Raw genomic sequence first — 16,773 nt, 5'->3', positions numbered from 1 at the left:
GGCGGACGGCGCTCAGGTGTCGCTCGTGACCTGCTTCGACACGACGGCGGCGGGCGCGGCCGGGGCGCGATGGGCGCCGGCGACCGCGCGGCGTCCGGACGGGATGGTGGCGGCGATGAGCGCGGCCAGCAGCGCGACGCCGGCGCCGATCAGCAGGCCGACGCGGAACCCGTTCTCGGACGCGAGCTCGTGCCCGCCGAGGTTGATGGTCATCTCGGCCAGCACCACGCCGACCACGGCGGCGCCGACGGAGGTGCCGAGGGAGCGCATGAGCGTGTTGAAGCCGTTGGCGGCGGCGGTCTCGCTGAGCGGCACCGAGCTCATGATCAGCGCGGGCATCGCGCCGTAGGCCAGCCCGACCCCGCAGTTGATGATCATCAGACCGACCATCAGGCCCCAGGCCGCGCCCATGAGCCCGAGCGACGCGCCGTAGCCGGCGGCCACCACCAGGATGCCGATGACGAGCGTGAACTTCGGGCCGCGGACGTTGGTGATCTTCCCGCCGACCGGGGAGACGAGCATCATCACGATGCCGGCGGGCGCCATCCACAGGCCGGCGGCGAGCATCGACTGACCGAGGCCGTATCCGGTCGCCTTGGGGTACTGCAGCAGCTGCGGGACGATCAGCATCGACGCGTACATGCCGACCCCGACGAAGATCGAGGCGAGGTTGGTCAGCAGCACCCGGGGACGGGCCGTGGTGCGCAGGTCGACGATCGGCTGCGTGGTGCGGATCTCCCAGACGCCCCAGCCCAGCAGCACCACGACGGCCGCGACGAACAGGCCGAGCGTGGTGGCGGACGTCCAGCCCCAGTCGGCGCCCTTCGACACCGCCAGCAGCAGGCAGACCAGCCCGATGCCGAGCCCGACCGCGCCGGGCGCGTCGAACCGCTCGCCCTTGGCCCCGGCCGGGACGTCCGGGATCAGCCGCCAGATCAGCACCGCGATGAGCGCGGCGAGGCCGGTCGCCCCCCAGAACAGCACGCGCCAGCTCGCGTACTCGGCGATCGCCGCGGCGATCGGCAGACCGAGGCCGCCTCCAATGCCCATGGACGCGCTGACGACCGCGATGGACGAGCTGAGCTTCTCCTGCGGCACCACGTCCCGCAGCAGGGCGATGCCGAGCGGCACCATGCCCATCCCCATGCCCTGCAACCCGCGTCCGACGATCATGGGGACGACCGACGACGACAGCGCGCACACCACCGAGCCCGCGATCAGCGGCACCGCGCAGACCAGGAGCATCGGGCGCTTGCCCACGAGGTCTCCCAGGCGGCCGAAGACCGGCACGCACACGGCCCCCACCAGCAGGGTGACCGTGATGACCCACGCGCTGTTGGACGGCGAGGTGTGCAGGATCTTGGGCAGGTCCGCGATCAGCGGCGTGACCAGCGTCTGCATGATCGCGGCGGTGATGCCGGCGAGCGCCAGCGTGGCGACCACACCGCCCGATCGGGCAGCGGGCTGAGGGGCGTCCATGACGCGGCTCCTTGCGTGTCGTCCGTATCCGTCCGGCCGTCGGCCGGCACCAAACGTGCACGATACACGTACTATGTATGAAGCACACGATGTGTGTGATGCACACCTCTCTCCGCGCGTCCGGAGAGCTCTCTGCGAGGATGGAACCGGGACGCCCCCGAAGGGGCGGGCGGTCCCGGCAGGAGGAGGGCAACGGCCATGGTCAGGCCCACGCACGAGGTCGAGTACGAGCAGATGCTGCTCAGCCGGCACGAGGTCATGCGCCACCGGGCCGGGAGACTGGAACGCAGCGCCTACGTGCTGCTCAGCCGGATCCGCCTCCAGGGGCCGATGTCCATCGGCGAACTCAGCGAGGCGTTCGGGCTCGACGCCTCGACCCTCAACCGGCAGACCGCCGCGGCGATGCGCGCCGGCCTCCTGGAGCGCATCCCCGACCCGGAGGGCGGCATCGCCCGCAAGTTCCGCATTACCGCCGAGGGCGCCCGCCTCCTCGACGAGGAGCGCACGATCATCATCAACGGCCTCGACCGCGTCATGGCCGACTGGTCGGACGAGGACATCGCCACCTTCGCCGCGTACCTGCGCCGCTTCAACACCGACATAGAACGCCTCAGCGGGCGCACCTGGCCCCGTCCGACGAACACGAAGAAGAACTCGGACGCCGACCAGCCCGCGGACACCAGACTCCACGCCTGACAGCAGACGATCTGACCGCGCCCTACCGGGCCGTCCGCCAGAGCGATCCCATCGTGCAGGTGCACGCGGACGTGGAGGCCCTGCTGCACGACGCCGGCCTAGCGCGACCGTGCTGCTCGCAGGCCACGATCCGTCCGGGCACGCGGACGGACGACGGGTAGCCCGGCCCAGCGGCGGCCGTGCTACGCGTCGTCCGGCTTCGGCTCGGTCGCCGGGACGCCGCTGTAGAGGACCTCGCGGGCCTGGTCGGAGGCGCGGCCGAGGCTCTCGGCGACGAAGTCGAGGAAGCGCGAGACGTTCTCCAGCCGGACGGCCGCCGGGCTCCCGGGCCCCAGGATGCCGACGCCCTGCCTGAGGATCTCGGCCTGCTGGTGGAGGGACCGGACGCTGCCGATCATGGACTGGTAGTAGAGGTCCTCGTCGACGACGTAGCGCTCGCGGCGGCCCTCCTCCCGGACCCGGCGGACGAGGTCCTGGCTCTCCAGGAACTTGATCGCCTTGGAGACCGACGCCGGGCTGACCTGGAGCCGCTGGACGAGCTCGGACGCGGTGAGGCTGCCCGAGTCGCTCATGTAGAGGGCGACCAGCATCCGCGCCATCATCCGGTTGGCCAGGCCCGACTGCATGAGGACGTCCGTGACGGCCTCCTCGTACTCGCGCAGCGCCTCCGGGTCGCGCCCGTCGGCCTGCGGGATGGCGCCCGGCGCGCGCGAAGCGGTCTGCCTGCGCCGGTTGGCACGGCGCTCGGTGGCGCGATGGGCGAGGTCGGCGCGGTAGCCGGTGGGCCCGCCGTTGCGCATCACCTCGCGGGTGACCGTGGACGTGGGTCGGTCGAGCCGTCTGGCGATCTCCGCGTAGGCGAGGCCGTCGGCCAGGCCCAGCGCGATCTGCCGGCGTTCCTGCTGGGTGAGCCGGCCTCCCGGCATCGCGGCCTCCTTCATGCGTCTGCGCTCCGCGCCCAGCTTAGCGTTCACGGTCATTCATTGCAACGCAGCGGCAGTCAATCATTGCATTCCACGTCAGGTTGTTGCAACGATTATCGCATGTTGACGTGCAGAGATGTTGTTCTAGTGCAACGAGCTTGTTGCCAGGATCGGAAAGGCAACGTAGCGTTTCCATTGTTCGAAACAACGAGCCGAGGAGCGCACGATGCACCGCTTCGACACCCCCGCCCCGATCACCGCCGTCCTCGACATCCCCGCGGGCCGCGTCCAGATCATCGCCGCCGACCGGGCCGACAGCGCGGTCGAGGTCCGCCCCGCGAACCCCGACAAGTCCCGCGACGTGCAGGCCGCGGAGCAGACCGAGGTCGAGTACGGCGACGGCGTGCTGCGGATCACGGGCACCGCGCCGCGCAACCAGCTCTTCGGCCCGTCCGGGTCCGTCGAGGTGACGGTCCAGCTGCCCGCCGGCTCGCGGGTCGAGGCGAAGTCCGCCAGCGGCGAGTTCCGCGGCGTCGGACGGCTCGGCGAGGTCGCCTTCGAGGGCTCCCACGGCCCCATCAAGATCGACGAGGCGGCGGGCGTCCGGCTCACCACCGCCGCCGGCGACGTCTCGGTCGGCCGCCTCACCGGCCCCGCGCAGATCAGCACCCAGAAGGGCGACATCAGCGTCGCCGAGGCCGTGCGCGGCACGGTCGTGCTGCGCACCCAGTCCGGCGAGGTGTCGGTCGGCGCCGCCGCCGGGGTCTCCGCCTCGCTGGACGCCGGCACCTCCCACGGCCGGATCCGCAACTCGCTCAAGAACGCCGGCGGCGTCGCCGACCTGGCGATCCACGCCACCACCAGCCACGGCGACATCGTCGCCCGCAGCCTCTGAGGAGCACCGACCATGACCCCCCTGGCCATCGCCGCGACCGGGCTCCGCAAGTCCTACGGCGACAAGACCGTGCTCGACGGCGTCGACCTGGCCGTCCCCGAGGGGACGATCTTCTCCCTGCTCGGCCCGAACGGCGCCGGCAAGACGACCACCGTCCAGATCCTGTCCACCCTGATCGAGGCCGACGGCGGCGCCGTCCAGGTCGCCGGCCACGACCTGGAACGCGAGCCGGACGAGGTGCGCGGCGCGATCGGCGTCACCGGCCAGTACTCCGCCGTCGACAAGCTGCTCACCGGCGAGGAGAACCTGCTCCTCATGGCCGACCTGTGGCACCTGTCCCGCCGGGACGGCAAGCGCAAGGCGGCCGAACTGCTGGAGCGCTTCGACCTGGTGGACGCGGCGCGCAAGCCCGCCTCCACCTACTCCGGCGGCATGCAGCGCAGGCTCGACCTCGCGATGACGCTCGTCGGCGACCCGCGCCTGATCTTCCTGGACGAGCCCACCACCGGCCTCGACCCGCGCAGCCGGCGCGGCATGTGGCAGATCGTCCGGGAGCTCGTCGCGGGCGGCGTCACGATCTTCCTCACCACCCAGTACCTGGAGGAGGCCGACGAGCTCGCCGACCGGATCGCGCTGCTCGACCACGGGCGGCTGATCGCCGAGGGCACCGCCGAGGAGCTCAAGCGGCTCATCCCCGGCGGCCACATCGAGCTCACCTTCGCCGACGCGGACCTGCTCGGCGCGGCCCGCGACGCCGTCGGCACCGGCATCGCCGACGCGGACGCGCTCACCCTGCGGGTGCCGAGCGACGGCGGCGTCCACGCCGTCCGCGAACTGCTCGTCCTGCTGGACGGACGCGCCATCGACGTCGCCGAGATGAGCGTCCACACCCCCGACCTCGACGACGTCTTCCTCACCCTCACCGGCCAGCAGAACCAGAAGGAGCCCGTCCGATGAGCACCCTCGCCCTCGCCGCCCGCGACTCGTCCACCATGGTCCGGCGCCAGCTCAAGCGGCTGCTCCGCTACCCGTCCATGACCGTCCAGCTGATCATCACTCCGGTGATCCTGCTGCTGCTGTTCGTCTACGTCCTCGGCGGGACGCTCGGCGGCGGCCTCGGCGGCGGCCGGGACGCCTACGTCGACTACGTCCTGCCCGGCATCCTGCTCATGGCGGCGGCCACCGCCGCGACGGGGACCGCCGTCATGGTCGCCACCGACATGACCGAGGGGATCATCGCCCGCTTCCGCACCATGCGGATCTCCCGGGCGTCGGTGCTCACCGGCCATGTCATCGGCAGCGTCGTCCAGCAGCTCCTCGGCATGGCGGTCCTCATCGGCATCGCCTTCGCGATCGGGTTCCGCCCGAACGCGACCGCCGTCGAGTGGCTGGCCGCCCTCGGCCTGCTGACCCTGTTCATCCTGGCCGTCACCTGGCTGGCGGTCGCGCTCGGCCTGAAGTCCTCGACCCCCGAGGCGGCCAGCAACGCGCCGTTGCCGCTGGTCCTGCTGCCGTTTCTCGGCAGCGGCTTCGTCCCCACCGACTCCATGCCCACCGCCCTGCGCTGGTTCGCCGACTACCAGCCCTTCACCCCGATCATGGAGACCGTCCGCGGCCTGCTGCTCGGCACCGAGATCGGCGACAACGCCGCGATCGCCACCGCCTGGTGCGCCGGCATCGCCGTCGCCTCCTACCTCTGGGCCAAGCGGACCTTCAACAAAGCCTGACCCCCCAATGCCAGCCCACTGGACAGGGCCGCCCGACCACCAGGTCGGACGGCCCTGAACTTTTGCGCATGTTCTCTGCCATTCGAGGTGTCACAAACGGCGGGGCCGGTTGGTCGTACGTGGTGGCGGACGGCAACCGACGACCCGGGGAATCGCATTTCACCTCCATTCATCGACCGGGACGAGGCACATTGACCGCCCCCTTGGTCCGGGCGCGATGCGCGAAACAGAGGAGACGGACATGATCGTGGTGGTGGCCGACGGCTCGCAGGCGGGCCTCCGGGCCGTCGGATGGGCCGCGCGCGAGGCGGCTCGGCGCACGATCGCGCTGCACGTCCTGCACGCCGCCTCGGTGGCGTGGAAGGCGTTCGCCGAGGAGGACGGGATCGCCGAGGCCGTGGAGGCGATCGGCGACGGCCCCGGCGCGGTCCTGGAGCGGGCGCGCGCCGCGGCCCTGGCCGCCGAGCCCCGCGTCCCCGTGACCACCGCGGTCGTCCGGGGCGACCCCCGGCCCGCGCTGATCGAGGCGGCGCGCGAGGCCGAGCTGCTGGTGATCGGCGACCGCGGGCTCGCCGACCACGGCCTCGGCACCTTCAGCGAGCCGCCGGTCAACTCGGCCGGGCTGGGCGTCTCCACCTACGTCCTGTGCGACGTGGTCGTGGTGCGCCGGACGGCGCAGGCAGTGCGGCTCTCGCCCGCGCAATGGCTGTTCGACCCGGTCGACGCCCAGCAGGACGAAATCGGCCTGCACGGACTGCTCGCGACTACCGGGCCACTGGAACTGCACCTCAATTCCGGCCTCCTTTTCCCCGGCTAATGGCGCGGGAGGCGCCATGAGAAGGAACGGAGCGGTCGCGCGAAGGCATGGACGCCGACCGCTCCCGCTGAACCGGTCTCCTGAACGCCTGTGCGGTCACCACGTCTGGTCGCCGGAGCGCACCATCATCTGGTTGACGGCGACCCGCCGGTCCCGCGTGACGATGTAGCCGATGGCGTCCGCGACGTCCTCCGCACGCAGGGCCCCCGACCCGGCGATGCCCCGGCCGGCCTCGCCGAAGCCGGGCTCCACCACGCTGACCCGGACCCGCTCGCCGAGCAGCTCCTGCCGCAGCGATTCGGTGAAGGCGTTCAGGCCGGACTTCGTCAGGGAGTAGACGCTGCTTCCCGGCCGGGCGGCGCGCCCGGCCGTCGAGCCGACGTTCACCAGGTCCGCGACCTGCCGCGGCGACGTCGACGCCGCGTAGATCAGATGCGGGACGGCGGCGTGCGTGACGTGCAGCAGCGCCGCCACGTTGAGCGCGACCATCCGGTCCCACTCCTCGACGGTGGTGTGCAGCGCCGAGTTGAGCAGCATGATCCCGGCATCGTTGACCAGGACGTCCAGCCGCCCGAACCGGTCCAGCGCCTCCTGCACCGCGTCCTCGGCCCGGTCCGGCTCGGTGAGGTCGGCCTCCAGCGCGACGGCGTACCCGCCGAAGTCCGCGATGTCGCCCACGACCTGCCGCAGGCGGTCGCCGCGGGGGCCGAGCAGCGCGACGACCGCGCCCTCGCGGGCGAGGCGGCGCGCGGTCGCCGCGCCGATCCCGTCGCCGGCTCCGGTGACGAGCGCGACGGCTCCCTCCAGCGGCTGCTCCGACAAGGCTGCCTCATTCGCTCGTGGCCACGGAGGACTCGGTGACCGGTGGACCCGGGAGCCGGTCGCTTGACCCGCGCCTCCGGGCGCTCGGCGGAACGCCGACGGTCCAAATCTCGTCCAGCCGGTCACCGGTCGCACCAGGGTGTGTCACTGGTCGGCTCCGGCTAGGGCCGCCGAGACCGCCCGAACGCGGCTACGCGCGGGGTGTGGGCACCGACTCGTCGCGCGGCAGGACGCCGGGGAGCTGCTTGCGCGAGCTGATCCCGAGCTTCGCGAACACCTGCCGGAGGTGCCATTCGACGGTGCGGGGGCTCACGAAGAGGCGGGCCGCGACCTCCGGGTTGGACAGGCCGTCCCGGACGAGCAGGGCGATCTGCTGCTCCTGCGGCGTCAGCCGCAGGTCCGTCGCGGCGTCGTTCCTGCGTTTGCGGACGGTCTCGCCGGTCGCGAGCAGTTCGCGCCGCGCGCGCTCGGCGAACGCCTCCATCCCGATCGACGTGAACATGTCGTACGCGGTGCGCAGGTGGGTCCGCGCCTCGACCCGCCGGCGGTCGCGGCGGAGCCACTCGCCGTACAGCAGGTGAGCGCGGGCCAGTTCGGGGCGCAGGACCGTCCGCCCCAACCGCTCGATCGCCTCGCGGTACAGGTCGGCCGCGGCGCCGTCGTCGCTCAGCAGCGCCCGGCAGCGGGACAGGATGCCCTGCGCCCAGTCGGTGTCGCAGGGTTCGGCCGTGCCCGCCAGCTCAGCCAGCGCCCCGTGGGCGGCCGTGCCGTTCCCGGTGCGCGCCGCCGCCTCGACGAGCTCGGGCAGCGCCCACTGGCAGACCAGTTCGTTCGCGCTCTGGATGGTGGCCTGGGCCGCCGACAGCGCGCGCTCGTAGTCGGCCAGGCCGTTGTAGAGGATCGCCGTCGCCCACTGCGCGGTCGCGACGCCCGCGAGCTGGCCGCCGGCGCCCGCCTCCTCGATCGCGGCGGTGAGCAGCGGCGACGCGTCCGCCTCCCGGCCCCGCAGCGCGGCCAGCAGCAGCCGGGTGTGCTGCGTCATCGGCACGCCCGTCGCGGCGGCGACGTCCTCGGACTCGGCGGCGATCTCGGCGGCGGCGTCGAGGTCGCCGCTGAGCGAGACCGGGATGCCCAGCGCGTGCAGGTAGACGGGAAGGTCGGCGAGGGCGCCGGCCGCGCGGACCTCCGCCAGCACCCGGGCGGGCGTCCCGGTCATGAGCCCGTCCTCCCAGGCCAGCGCGACCAGCCCGTTCGCGGCCCAGCTCCACTTCAGCAGGTCCTGGGAGGGGGCGTCGGTGAGCGCGCGCACCGCCTTCCGCATCACCGGCAGCGCGGCGCTCCGGCCGGCGGTGACGAGCAGCGCGTAGCTCTCGAGCACGAGATCGCGGACGCTCGGCGGCCCGTCCGGCGGGGGCAGCCGCCCGATCGCCTCGGAGATCGCCACGAGGCTCTCCCGGTTCGCGGCCCCGTAGGACGCGCTGCCCCAGGCGATGAGGTAGGTCTCCCGCGCCGCGTCCATGTCGAACGGCTCCAGCCGCCGCGCGGCCTCCAGCAGCATCGGCGGCGCCGCGTCGTCGAAGCCCGCCGCGAACGTGATGTGGCTGTGGACGAGGTGGGCGCGCACCCGCTGGATCTCGGTCCGGGCGTTCCGGTCGGCGAGGGCGGCCAGCTGCCGCGCGGCGTCGAGGTCGCCCGCCCGGAGCGCGGCGTCGGCCGCCGCCAGCGCCCGGTCGGCGCGCCGCGCGGTGTCGACGCTGAGCACCGCGGACCGCTGCAGGAACGCCGCCGCGGCGGCCAGCCCGCCGCGCGCCTGCGCCCGTCCGGCGGACCGTTCCAGTTCGGCGGCGACCTCCTCGTCCGGCCCGGTCGCGGCAGACGCGAGGTGCCAGGCACGGCGGTCGGGGTCGGCCTCCGCGTCCGTCACCTCGGCGAGGGCCAGGTGCGCCGACCGGCGGTCCCGCCGCCCCGCCGACCCGTACACGGCCGACCGCACCAGCGGATGGCGGAAGATCACCCGGGTGTCGAACTCCAGCAGCCCGTCCGTCCCGGCGGCGAGGGCCGCCTCGGGCGTGATCCCGAGCCGTTCGGCGGCCGCCCAGACCAGGGCGGGCCGGCCGGTGGGCTCGGCGGCGGCGACCAGCAGCAGCATCCGGGCCTGCTCGGGAAGCGCCTCGATGCGGGCCAGGAAGCTCTGCTCGATCCGGTTCGGGAGCGCGCCGGCGTGCGGCAGGCCGAAACCGCCCGCCAGCTGCGTCGCCGACAGCCCGCGCGGCAGTTCCAGCAGGGCCAGCGGGTTGCCCCTCGTCTCCGCGAGGAACCGCTCGCGGACGTGCCGGTCGAGCCGGACCCGCGCCGCCGACTCCAGCAGCGCCCGCGCGTCCGCCTCCGCCAGGCCCGCGACCTCCAGCTCCGGCAGCCCGATCAGATCCCGCGGACGCTCCCGGGAGCCGAACAGCAGGGCGACCGACTCGGCCAGCAGGCGGCGCGCGACGAATCCGAGGATCTGCGCCGACGCGCGGTCCAGCCACTGCGCGTCGTCCACCACGCACAGCAGGGGGCCCTTCTCGGACGCGTCCGAGAGCAGCCCCAGCACCGCGAGCCCGACCAGGAAGCGCTCCGGCGGAGGCCCGGCGCGCAACGCGAACACGGTCTCCAGCGCCTCACGCTGCGGCTCCGGCAGGTTCGGCAGGCCGTCCAGCAGCGGGACGCACAGCTGGTGCAGAGCGGCGAACGCCAGCTCCATCTCCGATTCGACGCCCGCCGCACGCAGCACCCGGACGCCCGTCGCCGCGCGCTCGGCGTAGCCCAGGAGCGCGGACTTCCCGACGCCGGGCTCCCCCAGCAGGACCAGCACGCGGCTCTCCCCGGCGCGCACCGCCGCGATCGCCTGATCCAGAAGAGCGCGCTCCGCGTCCCGCCCGAGCAGTTGGTCCACCGCACCCAGCCTTAATTGCGGACGATGCCGCAGCACCGCTCATTATGTCCGAATGCGCCCGGCGGTGGAGAGGGCGAGGGATGGAGACGATCAGGCGACGACCGAGCCGATGAACTCGTCCAGATTCGCCCTGATGCGCGCGGCCTTCTCCTCGACGGCGACACCGTCGTCCCCGGTGCCCAGCAAGGTCTGCTTCCGTCCCCGCACGTAAAGGGAGCAGGCAAGGTCGGCGCACAGGTACCGGCCAACGGTGTTGCCCTGCTTGCCGGCGTCGCCGCCGCGCCGCGCGCTCATCAACGCGACACCGCCGCCCGTGTGCACGGTCTGGCAGAACGAGCACAGGCTGGTCGAGTTGAACCCGCGCGCCTTGCCCGGCGCGGACGCGAGCCGCAACGCCACCCCGGTGAGCCGGTCGTCCGTCTCGACGACCAGGTAAGCGCGGTCGGGGGCCTTCGGATCCCGCCAGCCGAGGAAGTCGAGGTCGTCCCAGGGCGACTCCGCGAAGTCCTTGGGAAGGGTGAGGCGCTTGGCCTCGCCCTTGGAGCAGTTGACGAAGCAGGACCGCAGGCCGCGTTCGGTTATCGGACGCATGACCTGCGAGTTTAGGTTCGCGTCCAACGCACGGGCAAAGCATTTATCGGCCTGGCTCAGCGCAGGTTCTCGTTGGTACGCGCACACCAGACCGCTACTGCGGCCGCCAAGGCGAAGGCACCACCGACCCACAGGACGGCCTGGAGGGTGAGCGAGTCGACGATGACACCGCCCACCAGGGCACCCAGGCCGATCGACAGGTTGAACACCGCCACCCACAGCGAGGAGGCCGCCTCCACGGCCTGGGGCGCCGCCTTGATCATCCACGTCTGCAGGCCGACCGACACGCCGCCGAAGGCCGCGCCCCAGGTGATCAGCAGGAGGGCGCCGCCGACCGGCGTCCCGCCCAGCACCGGGTAGAGCGGCATCGCAGCCGCCAGCGCCACGGCGATCACCAGCACGGTCCGGTGCGGACGGCGGGCCAGCGCGGCACCGGCGACGAAGTTGCCGGCCATGCCCGCCGCACCGAAGGCGAACAGCAGCGGGCCGACGAGCCGCTCGTCGATTCCCGACAGCCTCTGCAGCGCCGGGCTGACGAAGGTGTAGGCCGCGAAATGACCGGTCACGATGAGGAACGTCGCCAGGATGCCGACGCGGACGCCCGGGTTGCGGAACTGCGCGGCCAGCAGCCGCGGCCGGACCGGACGCGACGCGGCCAGCGGCGGAAGCACGGCCAGCAGGGCCAGCAACGCGAGGAGCGCCAGGGCGCTCAGCGTCGCGAACGCGACGCGCCAGCCGGAGAAGTCGCCGAGCAGCGTGCCGAGCGGGACGCCGAACACGTTGGCGGCTCCGACGCCGCCGAAGATGACCGCGGTGGCGCGCGGCACCGCCGCCGGGGCGACGAGCCGGACGGCGAGGCCGCTCGCGACGGCCCAGAAGCCGCCGATCGCCACCCCGACCAGCACCCGGGAGGTCACCAGGACGGTGAAGCTCGGCGCCAGGGCCGAGGCCACGTTGGCGAGCGTCATCAGCCCCATCAGCCCGAGCAGCAGCAGGCGCCGGTCCATCCCGCCGACGAGCACCGGGACCAGCGGCGCCGCGACCGCGGCGACCAGGCTCGGCACGGTCACCATCAGCCCGGCCGTCCCCTCGGAGACCGCCAGCGCCGACCCGACGCGGGTCAGCAGCCCGATCGGCAGCTGCTCGGCGGTCACCAGCAGGAACGTTCCGAGCGCCACCACGGTGACCGCCGCCCACCGGCTCTTCGGTGGAGCCTGCTCCGCCTGGACCGCGGACTTGCCCATCGTCGTCACGGATGCCTCCTCATCATTTGGGAACGATCGCTCCCATATGACGACGGACCCTAGTATGGGAGCGATCGCTCCACAAGCCGGGTAGGGTGACGGGCATGGCACGCCCCCGGCAGTTCGACGAGCAGGACGCGGTCACCCGGGCGACCGGGCTGTTCTGGCGCCGCGGCTACAACGCCACCTCGGTGCGCGACCTGGGCGCCGAACTCGAACTCACTCCGAGCAGCCTGTACCGGACGTTCACCGACAAGCACACGCTCTTCCTGCGCGCGCTCGACCACTACCGGGCCACCGACTCCGCCGAGGCCGAGCAGCGGCTGGACGCCGCCGGCCGCCCGGTCCGCGAGGTGCTGCGCGACTGGATGCTGTGGCTGGTCTCCTGCCCGTCCGACGGCGAGCCCGGCCGAGGCTGCTTCGTGGTCAACACCGCCACCGAGCTCGGCACCGCCGACGACCAGATCCACCAGCGGACCGAGGCCGCCTTCGAGGTCACCCGCCAGGCCCTGCGCTCACTCCTGCTCGAGGGCCGCCAGAGGGGCGAACTGCCCACCACCCTCGACATCGACGCCTCGGTGGAACTGCTGTTCACAACAGTCCTCGGGCTCCGCGTCCGAGAACGCGCCGGCCACGACCCCGCCCGCCTGGCCACCGCGATCGACGCCGCGATCCACTCCCTGGGCCCTGACACGACCACAGACCGGTAGATCCGAACAAAATCATCTACAACAAAACTATCTGCTAAAGTCCCTCCTGTTGGCTACCACCAGGAGGGCGACCATGACCGACGACAACACCCCCGAGTACCGCCCTGGCCAAGGGCCCGGCCCCCGCGCCCTCACCCGGGAGGAGGCGAGCCGGCTCCTCGGCGGGCAGCAATTCGGTTCGCTGGCGACACTGAAGCGCAGCGGCCAGCCGCACCTGGCCTCGATGGTCTACACGTGGGATCCGGACGAACTGATCATCCGGATCCCGTCGGTCGCCGACCGCATCAAGGTGCGCCACCTCCTCCGGGACCCGCGCGCGACGTTCCAGGTCCAGGGCGAGACCGTCCTCTCCTACGCCGTCGCCGAGGGCGAGGCCGAGGTCTCGGACGTCACCACGCAGCCCGGCGACGCCGTCGGCCGCGAACTGCTGCCGCTGTTCGGCCCGATCGACCCGGCCGACGAAGCGGAGTTCTTCGAGCGGATGGTGCAGGACCGGCGCCTCGTCATCCGGCTCCGGGTCTCCCACATGTACGGAATCGCCCTGGACGGTCCCCTGACCTAAGGGATCAGGACGTTGCCGCGATCAAGACGAGCACCACTACCAACCCCACGACGCACACGAGGCCCGCGAACCCGAACGCGAGCCGGTAGGGATGCCGTTCTACCCACGACAAGAGACCCGGATACGCCTCAGCGAACTTCTTGGGGCTGACAGGCCCGTCGGGCCCGCTGCACGGCACGCCGAGCGCGTCCACCAGTCGGCCGAGATCCTCGTGACCGTAGAGACCACCGTGCACCCTCACGAGCAGTTGACGCTGCGCGTCCAGCACGAACAGGCTCTCGCCGGCCCCGCCGCGAGGCGCGGTGATGCTCGCCCGCACCACCTCCGCGACATGCGAGCGCGGCCGCACCTTGACGGAGATCAAGTCCTGGACGACGAGCTCGTGAGCGTTCACGGTGATCCGAGCACGGACCAGGGCCCCGATGCACAGGGGGATCAGCGCGGCGAACGGAACGCCCACGATCAGAGCGAACCCCTCCGGCGCATCGCCGACCAGGATCGCGCCGATCACGCCCACGGCGACCACCGCCAGGATGACCAGCACGAGCACGCCCGTCCGGTAGTCCGGCCGAATCACGAGTTCATCGCCCACGCCCGACACCGCCCTTTCCCGGCTCCTCAAGAGCCCGCCCCATCCCCACCAGTGCGCAGAGAACCATCTCCTCCTCGGCAGCGTCAAAAGATCTTGGTCGGCGGCCCGGCGCGCCCACCTCCGGAGAACCGGCCGCTCCCCTCGAACGCAAGGAGACCCCATGAATCGGCGCCTGCCCTTGGCGGCATCGGCGGCCGCGCTCGCGTTGGCGGCCGTGGCGGGAACGGCAGGGCCCGCGAACGCGGCCCCCCGCCCGCCGCGCGGCGACGCGGTCGTCACCGCGTCCCCTTCCCTCATGGCGCCGAAGGTCGCCGCCTCGGCGGCCGCCGCGGCGCCGGCCTCGGCGAAGCTGCCCCTGACGGGCCGCTACCAGAACACGAACTACAACTGCGTGCCCACCTCGGCGTCGATGAGCCTGTCGACGTTCGGGGTGTCCGTCAGCCAGGAGACCCTGGCCGCCAAGATGGGCACGACCCCTGCCGACGGCACCAGCGGCAACCAGGCGCTGCCCGTCATGAACGGCTACGTGGACCCGCTCGGCTACAGCTACGGCTTCTCCAGCGCCTCGACGGCGTCGACCATGATGGAGCAGGTCTCCTACAACGTCGGCGTGCTCAAGCGGGCGCCCGTCCTCGGCGTGTGGATGGAGAAGCTGCCGTGGAACGCCGGCATGAGCGGCTCCAACGTCGGCCACGCGATCGTCGCCTACGGCTACGACCGCGACGCCGGCACGATCACCGTGTGGGACCCGTGGAAGTCCACGGGCGGCTCGCACACCATCACCGCCGCGAAGCTCGCCGCGGACATGCAGCCCAGCGGCATGTTCAAGGTCACCGGCCACACCGACGCCGACCTGTCGAGCGTCGGCGACCTGACCGGCGACGGCACCGCCGACCTCGCCGGCGTCGACCGCGCGACCGGAAAACTCTGGCTCTACCCTGGCCCAACGCTGGCCGCCTCGGACCGACGCCTGATCGGGACCGGCGGCTGGAACGGCATGACCGAACTCACCGGCACCGGAGACCTCACGGGCGACGGCAAACCGGACCTGATCGCCGCCAAGAAGGACGACGGCACCCTCTGGCTCTACCCCGGCGGCACCAACGCCCTAGGCACCCGAATCAAGATCGGGAACAGCGGCTGGAACGGCATGAAGGACCTCACCGGCATCGGCGACCTGACCGGCGACGGCAAACCGGACCTGATCGCCGCCAAGAAGGACGACGGCACCCTCTGGCTCTACCCGGGCGGCACGAACGCCCTGGGCACCCGAATCAAGATCGGAAATGGAGGCTGGAACGGCATGACCAAGCTGGTCGGCGTCAATGACATCACCGGCGACGGCAAACCCGACCTCATCGCAGTGCGCATCTCCGAAGGCACCCTGTGGGTCTACCCCGGCGCCCCGAAGGCCCTGGGCACCCCCAAGCAACTCGGCTCCGGCTGGGGCGGCATCCGCTCCCTCACCTACACGGGCGACATCACCGGCGACGGCGTCTCAGACCTCATCGGCGTCCAGAGCAACACCGGCGTCATGTACGTCTACGCAGGCCGCCCAACAGGCTTCGCAGCCCGCCAACAACTAACCCCAGGCTGGAACGGCTAACCCCGCCCAGGGCCTCGCGCCTAAGGGCGCGGGGCCCTGGAGCCCAAACAAGCACAGCAAGCCCCAGGAACCACGAAAGGGGGGGGAGAGGGGCGAAGCCCCAAACCGAAGGCGAAACCGAGGCGGGCGAAGCCCGCAAGGGGGCGTGGGGGCGGAGCCCCCACATCGGGGGTCCGGGGGTCGCCCCCCGGGTAAACATGACGAAGGAGTGGCAGCCTGCGCTCTCCGCAGGCACACCACTCCCAACTCCGAGTGGGGAACCGACGAAACCCGCTAACCAGCATCAGCGCAGGGTCTCGTCCACCCCGAATTCCACGCTAGGGAAGATCATCTTCCACGGCGCCTCCACCCGCGCCGGACGCCAACGCCTCTAGGGTCTGGGCGGTCATGTCGAAGTCCAGGAAGCCGCCGTCGGTTTCGCGGAGGCGCCGCCAAGCGCGGTAGCCGGTGAGGATGGCCTTCTCCCAGTCGGCGGCGCGGCGAGTGGAAACCTCGAAGCTGGGCGGTGATGGAGCGGATGGTCTCCAGCAGGGCGTTGTCGACATGGGCCTTGCCTTCGAGGTAGTTGTGCTCGCTCGCGTAGGCGAACACCAGCGCGGACATGGCCTCCTCGATGGCGATCGCCCTGCCGCCGTCCTCGGCGAGGTCGATGTCGGGCCGGGAGCGCCGCTTCAGCTTCATGAGGGAGCGGATGACCGGGGACCGGTCGAGCACGGCGGCATGTGCTAGGTGGAAGACGTCGTGCAATCGGTAGTGGTCGTCGATGGGAGGCGTCGGGAAGCGGATCACCGACCTGCTCACGGTGCCTCCTTGTTGGGCTCTCGGTCGGTGATGGTTTCATCTCTGGGCGCGGTGTTACGGGTGTGGTCGTGGATGCGGGCGAGGTGGTCGAGCAGGGCCGGCGGGCTGTGGACCTCGAAGGGGCAGTCGAGGGACAGGAGGCGGAGCGCGAGCCATTCGACGGTGTCGCGGGCGCTGCGCCATCGCGTCCGGTCGCCTTCGGGGGTGAGGGTTCCGTCGCCGAGGTGGTCCTGGAGCCGGGTCGTCGCTGTGGCGAGGGTGAGGTGGAGGCTGACGTCGGCGCGGTAGACCGGCGCCATGGCCAGGGCGGCTCGCGCGAGGTGGGTCTGCAGGTCCTCCTCGGGCAGGTGCCGGGAGGTGCGGGCGCCCGTGC

At 72.0% G+C, this 16,773-nt stretch carries 16 protein-coding genes and 2 pseudogenes; 8 read left to right on the top strand and 10 right to left on the bottom strand.

All coding sequences use genetic code 11. From position 1 onward, the window contains the following. Positions 1–12 precede the first annotated feature (12 nt). Positions 13–1,479: an MFS transporter gene (locus tag AB0K34_RS16780; RefSeq protein WP_364549447.1), complete on the bottom strand. Its 1,467-nt coding sequence runs from the start codon at positions 1,477–1,479 to the stop codon at positions 13–15. A 198-nt stretch (positions 1,480–1,677) separates the two neighbouring features. On the opposite strand from AB0K34_RS16780, the gene AB0K34_RS16775 reads away from it, so the two are divergent. Next, on the top strand, positions 1,678–2,175 hold the full coding sequence (locus AB0K34_RS16775) for a MarR family transcriptional regulator (protein WP_138639360.1): 498 nt from the start codon (positions 1,678–1,680) through the stop codon (positions 2,173–2,175). A 182-nt stretch (positions 2,176–2,357) separates the two neighbouring features. Here AB0K34_RS16775 and AB0K34_RS16770 read toward each other — a convergent pair whose 3' ends face one another. Further along, positions 2,358–3,101: a helix-turn-helix domain-containing protein gene (locus AB0K34_RS16770; protein ID WP_138639365.1), complete on the bottom strand. Its 744-nt coding sequence runs from the start codon at positions 3,099–3,101 to the stop codon at positions 2,358–2,360. A gap of 223 nt (positions 3,102–3,324) precedes the next feature. Between AB0K34_RS16770 and AB0K34_RS16765 the strand changes: the two genes are divergently transcribed. The 4 genes from AB0K34_RS16765 to AB0K34_RS16750 all read left to right on the top strand — a co-directional run bounded on the left by AB0K34_RS16765 (position 3,325) and on the right by AB0K34_RS16750 (position 6,537). Continuing rightward, complete coding sequence (locus tag AB0K34_RS16765) at positions 3,325–3,993, top strand: DUF4097 family beta strand repeat-containing protein (RefSeq protein ID WP_138639359.1); 669 nt, start codon at positions 3,325–3,327, stop codon at positions 3,991–3,993. Positions 3,994–4,005: 12 nt separating this feature from the next. Then, positions 4,006–4,950, top strand: coding sequence for an ATP-binding cassette domain-containing protein (locus tag AB0K34_RS16760; RefSeq protein WP_138639358.1), 945 nt, complete (start codon positions 4,006–4,008; stop codon positions 4,948–4,950). Then, positions 4,947–5,720 (top strand): ABC transporter permease, encoded by a 774-nt coding sequence (locus AB0K34_RS16755; protein ID WP_364549443.1) that lies wholly within the window; start codon positions 4,947–4,949, stop codon positions 5,718–5,720. The genes AB0K34_RS16760 and AB0K34_RS16755 overlap by 4 nt, the downstream gene beginning before the upstream one ends. A 241-nt stretch (positions 5,721–5,961) precedes the next feature. After that, entirely contained in the window at positions 5,962–6,537 is a 576-nt protein-coding gene (locus AB0K34_RS16750; protein WP_171069254.1) for a universal stress protein, read from the top strand. A gap of 96 nt (positions 6,538–6,633) precedes the next feature. Here the strand turns inward: AB0K34_RS16750 and AB0K34_RS16745 are convergent, their stop codons facing one another. From AB0K34_RS16745 to AB0K34_RS16730, 4 genes are all read right to left on the bottom strand, one after another. Continuing rightward, a complete protein-coding gene (locus tag AB0K34_RS16745) occupies positions 6,634–7,359 on the bottom strand; it encodes an SDR family NAD(P)-dependent oxidoreductase (RefSeq protein ID WP_364549440.1) in 726 nt (241 codons plus the stop codon). Positions 7,360–7,549: 190 nt separating this feature from the next. Continuing rightward, a complete protein-coding gene (locus AB0K34_RS16740; protein ID WP_364549437.1) occupies positions 7,550–10,294 on the bottom strand; it encodes an AAA family ATPase in 2,745 nt (914 codons plus the stop codon). Between the two features lie 90 nt (positions 10,295–10,384). Next, on the bottom strand, positions 10,385–10,885 hold the full coding sequence (locus AB0K34_RS16735) for an FBP domain-containing protein (protein ID WP_364549434.1): 501 nt from the start codon (positions 10,883–10,885) through the stop codon (positions 10,385–10,387). A 56-nt stretch (positions 10,886–10,941) separates the two neighbouring features. Further along, positions 10,942–12,129 (bottom strand): MFS transporter, encoded by a 1,188-nt coding sequence (locus AB0K34_RS16730; RefSeq protein WP_301174072.1) that lies wholly within the window; start codon positions 12,127–12,129, stop codon positions 10,942–10,944. 104 nt (positions 12,130–12,233) lie between these two features. Here AB0K34_RS16730 and AB0K34_RS16725 point away from each other — a divergent pair, with 104 nt between their 5' ends. Together AB0K34_RS16725 and AB0K34_RS16720 are read left to right on the top strand one after the other, a co-directional pair. After that, on the top strand, positions 12,234–12,839 hold the full coding sequence (locus tag AB0K34_RS16725; protein WP_301174027.1) for a TetR/AcrR family transcriptional regulator: 606 nt from the start codon (positions 12,234–12,236) through the stop codon (positions 12,837–12,839). 73 nt (positions 12,840–12,912) lie between these two features. Continuing rightward, positions 12,913–13,401: a TIGR03618 family F420-dependent PPOX class oxidoreductase gene (locus tag AB0K34_RS16720; protein ID WP_301174026.1), complete on the top strand. Its 489-nt coding sequence runs from the start codon at positions 12,913–12,915 to the stop codon at positions 13,399–13,401. A gap of 4 nt (positions 13,402–13,405) precedes the next feature. On the opposite strand, the gene AB0K34_RS16715 is transcribed toward AB0K34_RS16720, so the two are convergent. Beyond that, positions 13,406–13,993: a hypothetical protein gene (locus tag AB0K34_RS16715; protein ID WP_301174025.1), complete on the bottom strand. Its 588-nt coding sequence runs from the start codon at positions 13,991–13,993 to the stop codon at positions 13,406–13,408. A gap of 160 nt (positions 13,994–14,153) precedes the next feature. Here AB0K34_RS16715 and AB0K34_RS16710 point away from each other — a divergent pair, with 160 nt between their 5' ends. Beyond that, positions 14,154–15,599 (top strand): FG-GAP-like repeat-containing protein, encoded by a 1,446-nt coding sequence (locus AB0K34_RS16710; RefSeq protein ID WP_301174024.1) that lies wholly within the window; start codon positions 14,154–14,156, stop codon positions 15,597–15,599. Positions 15,600–15,916: 317 nt separating this feature from the next. Here the strand turns inward: AB0K34_RS16710 and AB0K34_RS16705 are convergent, their stop codons facing one another. From AB0K34_RS16705 to AB0K34_RS16695, 3 genes and pseudogenes are all read right to left on the bottom strand, one after another. Next, entirely contained in the window at positions 15,917–16,144 is a 228-nt protein-coding gene (locus AB0K34_RS16705; RefSeq protein WP_356948719.1) for a hypothetical protein, read from the bottom strand. After that, positions 16,113–16,388, bottom strand: a pseudogene (locus AB0K34_RS16700) (hypothetical protein); the annotation flags it as partial. The gene AB0K34_RS16705 and the pseudogene AB0K34_RS16700, both read right to left, overlap by 32 nt. A gap of 8 nt (positions 16,389–16,396) precedes the next feature. Next, positions 16,397–16,773, bottom strand: a pseudogene (locus AB0K34_RS16695) (hypothetical protein); the annotation flags it as partial.

It is taken from the genome of Actinomadura sp. NPDC049382 (genome assembly GCF_040677125.1).
GTDB classification, from domain to species: Bacteria; Actinomycetota; Actinomycetes; order Streptosporangiales; family Streptosporangiaceae; genus Spirillospora; species Spirillospora geliboluensis.
The sequence above is the reverse complement of the archived record's forward strand: the minus strand, read 5'-3'. Positions and strand labels throughout refer to the sequence as shown.

Coding starts and splice junctions, on each gene's coding strand:
- AB0K34_RS16735 (WP_364549434.1), bottom strand. CDS start 10,885: ATGCGTCCGATAACCGAACGCGGCCTGCGGTCCTGCTTCGTCAACTGC.
- AB0K34_RS16730 (WP_301174072.1), bottom strand. CDS start 12,129: ATGGGCAAGTCCGCGGTCCAGGCGGAGCAGGCTCCACCGAAGAGCCGG.
- AB0K34_RS16765 (WP_138639359.1), top strand. CDS start 3,325: ATGCACCGCTTCGACACCCCCGCCCCGATCACCGCCGTCCTCGACATC.
- AB0K34_RS16755 (WP_364549443.1), top strand. CDS start 4,947: ATGAGCACCCTCGCCCTCGCCGCCCGCGACTCGTCCACCATGGTCCGG.
- AB0K34_RS16705 (WP_356948719.1), bottom strand. CDS start 16,144: ATGTCGACAACGCCCTGCTGGAGACCATCCGCTCCATCACCGCCCAGC.
- AB0K34_RS16750 (WP_171069254.1), top strand. CDS start 5,962: ATGATCGTGGTGGTGGCCGACGGCTCGCAGGCGGGCCTCCGGGCCGTC.
- AB0K34_RS16770 (WP_138639365.1), bottom strand. CDS start 3,101: ATGCCGGGAGGCCGGCTCACCCAGCAGGAACGCCGGCAGATCGCGCTG.
- AB0K34_RS16720 (WP_301174026.1), top strand. CDS start 12,913: ATGACCGACGACAACACCCCCGAGTACCGCCCTGGCCAAGGGCCCGGC.
- AB0K34_RS16760 (WP_138639358.1), top strand. CDS start 4,006: ATGACCCCCCTGGCCATCGCCGCGACCGGGCTCCGCAAGTCCTACGGC.
- AB0K34_RS16780 (WP_364549447.1), bottom strand. CDS start 1,479: ATGGACGCCCCTCAGCCCGCTGCCCGATCGGGCGGTGTGGTCGCCACG.
- AB0K34_RS16725 (WP_301174027.1), top strand. CDS start 12,234: ATGGCACGCCCCCGGCAGTTCGACGAGCAGGACGCGGTCACCCGGGCG.
- AB0K34_RS16710 (WP_301174024.1), top strand. CDS start 14,154: ATGAATCGGCGCCTGCCCTTGGCGGCATCGGCGGCCGCGCTCGCGTTG.
- AB0K34_RS16775 (WP_138639360.1), top strand. CDS start 1,678: ATGGTCAGGCCCACGCACGAGGTCGAGTACGAGCAGATGCTGCTCAGC.